Raw genomic sequence first — 4979 nt, 5'->3', positions numbered from 1 at the left:
AGCGGTCTGCATGAACGACGGCATCTTCTGGAGCTTGAATCCTGTAATCAAGGTCAAGCAACAGGCGATTATGAGAACCGCGAGCACGACCTTTACGTACTCTCCAGGAATTTTCACCAGGAGATACGCCCCAAGAGGTGTCGTAATGATCGAGGTGATGACTAGAACGCGGATGGAGCCCCAATGCACCTGACCCCATATCGATGGAATCAGCTTCAAGCCAGCTGCAATCTCCAGAACGAACATCGCCGGCACGACAGTCGACAACGGCAGTACGAACGATAGAGACGTGATGGCCAACAACGTGAAGCCAAAGCCAGAGAAGCCTCGTGCAATCGCAGCCATGAACACACAACAGAGGGCATAAGCAGTGATGGACGGCGACACAAGCACAAACTCAGAAAGCATACTCTCTGCACCCACTCATTGGATTGAGATCTACCACGATGGCGCCGGACCTATACGTGTCAGGCGATACGGAGCTCTAACGAAGGAAGCGATTGTGCAGATCAAGATACCGATCGGATAGAAGAGGATGGACCCAATCCATTATGTCGCAGCGCCAGCCCCCTATGCTGTGCGCCTTGGCCTTACGCGTAATCTACCGTCGCGCACCCAGCGTCGTCGCCGGTACCGAAAAGCTCCCTCCCCCTGCCATAAAAAAATTGGATACCCCCTTAAGATAATCCCGCATGCGCTGCTTGAATCACGGGTTTACAGTCGCCGTCACGCCGAAGTCCGGCGGGGTGATTTCTGCTGGGCCGTAACGCTTTCGAAGCCTTACCGGAACCAGACGGAACTCATACCAATACAAGAACAAAGGTGACCACCCATGCTCAAGACTCCTGTCGATGCCCCTGTCGATGTCAAAGACTGGATCGATAACCGCCCCATCGCTGCCTACCAGTGGCTGATCCTGTCGCTGTGTTTCCTGATCGTGCTGTTCGACGGCTTCGATGTCGCCGTCATGGGTTTTATCGCACCTTCGCTCATGCAGGACTGGGGGCTGTCGCGCACCGCCTTCGGCCCGGTGATGAGTGCCGGCATGGTCGGCCTGGCCATCGGCGCACTGACCGCCGGCCCGTATGCCGACCGGTTGGGCCGCAAGAAAGTGCTGCTGATCGCGGTAAGCGGTTTCAGCCTGCTGAGCCTGGCCTGCGCCTTTGCCCGCAACCCCTATGAGCTGGCCGTGTTACGGCTGCTGACCGGCATCGCCCTGGGTGCGGCCATGCCCAACTGCACCACCCTGCTCGCCGAATACCTGCCCACACGCAACCGCTCGCTGATGATCACCATCATGTTTACCGGTTTCAACATGGGCTCGGGGCTGGGCGGCTTTCTGTCCGCCTGGTTGATCCCTCATCACGGCTGGAAATCGGTACTGCTGGCCGGCGGCCTGCTGCCACTGGCCTTGCTGCCCTTGCTGTGGTGGCTGCTGCCAGAGTCCGCTCGTTTCCTTGCCGCACGCCAGGCGCCGGCCAGCCAGATTGCGTCAGCCTTGGCCAAGCTTGGCGGCCGCTTCGCTGCCGGCACCCGTTTTACCGTCAGTGAGCCGACCACACAGCACAAGGCACCGGCCCGGCAGCTGTTCAGCGAGCGCTACCGGTTTGGCACCCTGGCCCTGTGGCTGACCTATTTCATGGGCCTGCTGGTGATCTACCTGACCATGGGCTGGTTGCCGACCCTGCTGCGCGATGGCGGGCTGTCCATCGAGCGCGCCGCCACCATCACCGGCCTGTTCCAGATCGGCGGCGCAGTGGGCGCAATCGTGGTCGGCTGGATCATGGACCGGCGCAACCCCAACCGGGTCATCGCCATCGCCTATGCCCTGGGCGGCCTGTGCATCGTCTCGCTGGGCGCCCTGAGCCTGGAGTCGAGCCTGCTGGTGGTCGGCGTGGCGGCTGCCGGCTTCTGCATGAGCGGCGCGCAAACCGGCCTGAACGCCTTCGCCCCTGGCTACTACCCAACCGAATTCCGCGCCACCGGCGTAAGCTGGATGCTCGGTATCGGGCGCTTCGGGGCCATTTTCGGCTCCCTCATCGGTGGTGCCGTGCTCAGCCTGGGGCTGGGCCTGCCACTGCTGTTCACCCTCCTCGGCCTGCCGGCATTCGCCGCTGCCCTGGCGATCCTGGCCAACGGCCACGCCCGGCTGCGCACGACCCCCGCAGTAACCGCGCCGTAACCTGTAACAGAGGACTTTCGCATGGCTCGTATCATTGGTGGCCTGGCCGTCTCCCACACCCCGACCATCGGCTTCGCCGTCGACCACGACAAACAGGAAGAAGCCGCCTGGGCGCCGATCTTCGAAAGCTTCGAGCCGATCCGCACCTGGCTGCAGCAGCGCCAGCCGGACGTGCTGTTCTACATCTTCAACGACCACGTCACCTCGTTCTTCTTTGACCATTACAGTGCCTTCACCCTGGGCGTGGACGAGCAATACGGCGTGGCCGATGAAGGCGGCAACCCACGGGACCTGCCGCCAGTAGGCGGCCATGCCGCGCTGTCGCGGCACATCGGCCAGAGCCTGATGGCCGATGAGTTCGACATGAGCTTCTTTCGCGACAAGCCGTTGGACCACGGCTTCTTCTCGCCCATGTCGGCACTGCTGCCTTGCGATGAAAGCTGGCCTGTACAGATCGTGCCGCTGCAGGTCGGTGTACTGCAGCTGCCGATCCCCACGGCGCGGCGCTGCTACAAGCTGGGCCAGGCGTTGCGCCGTGCCATCGAAAGCTACCCCGAAGACCTCAAGGTGGCGATCGTCGCCACCGGCGGGGTATCACACCAGGTGCATGGCGAGCGTTGCGGTTTCAACAACCCTGAGTGGGACGCGCAGTTCCTCGACCTGCTGGTCAACGACCCGCAGCGCCTTACCGAGATGACGCTGGCCGAGTACGCCACGCTCGGCGGCATGGAAGGCGCCGAGGTGATCACCTGGCTGATCATGCGTGGCGCGTTGTCTGCCAATGTCGAGCGCAAGCACCAGAGCTACTACCTGCCGTCGATGACCGGCATCGCCACCCTGCTGCTGGAAAACCGCGACCAGCCACTGCCGGCACCGGTCAACGAACGTCACCGTCAGCACATGCAGCATCAGCTGGCGGGGGCGCAGCAGCTCGAAGGCACCTACCCCTACACCCTTGAGCGCAGTGCCAAAGGCTACCGCCTGAACAAGTTCCTGCACCGCATGATCGAGCCGCAGTGGCGCCAGCGCTTCCTGAGCGAGCCCGAAGCGCTGTACCGCGAGGCAGGCCTGAGCGAGGAGGAAAGCGACCTGCTGCGCCGCCGCGACTGGCGCGGGCTGATCCACTACGGGGTGATCTTCTTCGTGCTGGAGAAGCTGGGCGCGGTGCTGGGTGTGTCCAACCTGGACATCTACGCCGCCATGCGCGGGCAGAGCATCGAAGACTTCATGAAGACCCGCAACCAGCAGGTTCGCTACTCGGTCGCCGGCAAAGCGTCCAGCTGACTGACGCAGCCCGCTTGATCCTTTGGCGGCGCTCCCCGCGCCGCCACACCGCTCCCTGATTCAACCTGCCCAGCGCCGATGCGCCGCTGGCGGGCAGCGCTTTGCCTATCACTGGAGAATAAAAACAATGAAATGCCGTACCCTGTACCCGCTCGTCCCCGCATTCGCACTGGCAGCCAGCCTGCCACTGCAAGCCGCAGCCGAAGGCTTCGTCGACGACGCCAAGGCCACCCTGACACTGCGTAACTTCTACATGAACCGCGACTACACGGGCACGGCGAGCCAAGGCAAAGCCGAGGAATGGACGCAAAGTTTCATCCTCGACTTCAAGTCCGGGTTCACCCCCGGCGTGGTCGGTTTCGGCGTCGACGTGCTGGGGCTCTACAGCATCAAACTCGATGGCGGCAAGGGCACCGCCGGCACGCAATTGCTACCTGTTCACGACGACGGGCGCCCGGCGGACGACTTTGGCCGCACGGCGCTGGCGGGCAAGATGCGGGTCTCCAAGACCGAACTGAAGGTCGGTGAATGGTCGCCTACCCTGCCCATCCTGCGCGCCGATGACGGCCGCTCGCTGCCACAAACCTTGCAGGGCGCCCAGGTCACCTCCAACGAGCTGGCCGGCCTGACCCTGTATGGCGGCCAGTTCCGCCAGAACAGCACGCGCAACGACGCCAGCATGCAGGACATGAGCCTGTTCACCCGCACCGCGTACACCTCGGACCGTTTCAATTTCGCCGGTGGCGAATACCGTTTCAACCAGGAGCGCACCTTGGTCGGCGCCTGGTACGCCCAGCTGGAAGACATCTACCAGCAACGCTACTTCCAGGTGCAGCATCAACAGCCGCTGGGCAACTGGGTACTGGGCGCCAACCTGGGCTACTTCTGGGGCAAGGACGACGGCGGCGCCAAAGCAGGTGAACTGGACAACCGCACCGCTTCGGGCCTGTTCTCGGCGAAGCTGGGTGGCAACACGTTCTACGTCGGCTTGCAGAAGGTCATGGGCGATGATGAATGGTTCCGGGTCAACGGCGCCAGCGGCGGCACGCTGGCCAACGACGCCTTCGGTTCAAGCTACGAAAGCGCCCGGGAACGCTCCTGGCAGGTGCGCCACGACTTCAACTTCGTGGTGCTCGGCATACCCGGCCTGACCCTGATGAACCGCTATATCCACGGTGACAACGTGCACAACGCCAGCACCCAGGACGGCACCGAGTGGGGCCGCGAAAGCGAACTGGCCTATGTGATCCAGTCCGGGCCGTTCAAGGCCCTTAACCTCAAGTGGCGCAACTCAAGCCAGCGCCGGGACTGGGGCAGCACCAACAGTTTCGACGAGAACCGGCTGATCGTCAGCTACCCGCTGAGCCTGCTGTAAAGCACTTGCCGGGCTCATGCCTGCTCGGTGATCACCTGGCGGATACAAGCCATCAGCGCGACCGCCGCCGGTGACTGCAGGCAGCCACTGCGCTGCATGAGGCCGATTGCGCGGGCAGTACCGGGCAGTGCCAGCGGC

Annotated in this window: 4 protein-coding genes and 1 pseudogene; 3 read left to right on the top strand and 2 right to left on the bottom strand. The window is 63.0% G+C overall.

The genetic code is table 11. The annotated features are described in order from the left end of the window. Window positions 1-408 (bottom strand): sulfite exporter TauE/SafE family protein (locus HP546_RS25795; protein ID WP_172231323.1); only part of this gene is annotated, 408 nt, incomplete at its 3' end. A 424-nt stretch (window positions 409-832) separates the two neighbouring features. Between HP546_RS25795 and HP546_RS25790 the strand changes: the two genes are divergently transcribed. The 3 genes from HP546_RS25790 to HP546_RS25780 all read left to right on the top strand — a co-directional run bounded on the left by HP546_RS25790 (window position 833) and on the right by HP546_RS25780 (window position 4841). Beyond that, entirely contained in the window at window positions 833-2182 is a 1350-nt protein-coding gene (locus HP546_RS25790) for an aromatic acid/H+ symport family MFS transporter (protein WP_161872464.1), read from the top strand. 21 nt (window positions 2183-2203) lie between these two features. Further along, a complete protein-coding gene (locus tag HP546_RS25785; protein WP_125924804.1) occupies window positions 2204-3466 on the top strand; it encodes a gallate dioxygenase in 1263 nt (420 codons plus the stop codon). A gap of 127 nt (window positions 3467-3593) precedes the next feature. Beyond that, the gene (locus HP546_RS25780) at window positions 3594-4841 is read left to right on the top strand and encodes an OprD family porin (RefSeq protein ID WP_172231320.1); all 1248 of its coding nucleotides are present in this window, start codon (window positions 3594-3596) and stop codon (window positions 4839-4841) included. A gap of 14 nt (window positions 4842-4855) precedes the next feature. On the opposite strand, the pseudogene HP546_RS31545 reads toward HP546_RS25780, so the two are convergent. Beyond that, window positions 4856-4979, bottom strand: a pseudogene (locus HP546_RS31545) (LysR family transcriptional regulator); the annotation flags it as partial.

Origin of the sequence: Pseudomonas sp. CM25, assembly GCF_013179705.1 — a bacterium.
In the GTDB taxonomy this organism is placed as follows: Bacteria; Pseudomonadota; Gammaproteobacteria; order Pseudomonadales; family Pseudomonadaceae; genus Aquipseudomonas.
This window is presented reverse-complemented; position numbering and strand designations above follow the sequence as displayed.

Excerpts from the sequence above, each read along its gene's own strand:
- HP546_RS25790 (WP_161872464.1), top strand. The coding sequence starts at position 833 with ATGCTCAAGACTCCTGTCGATGCCCCTGTCGATGTCAAAGACTGGATC.
- HP546_RS25785 (WP_125924804.1), top strand. The coding sequence starts at position 2,204 with ATGGCTCGTATCATTGGTGGCCTGGCCGTCTCCCACACCCCGACCATC.
- HP546_RS25780 (WP_172231320.1), top strand. The coding sequence starts at position 3,594 with ATGAAATGCCGTACCCTGTACCCGCTCGTCCCCGCATTCGCACTGGCA.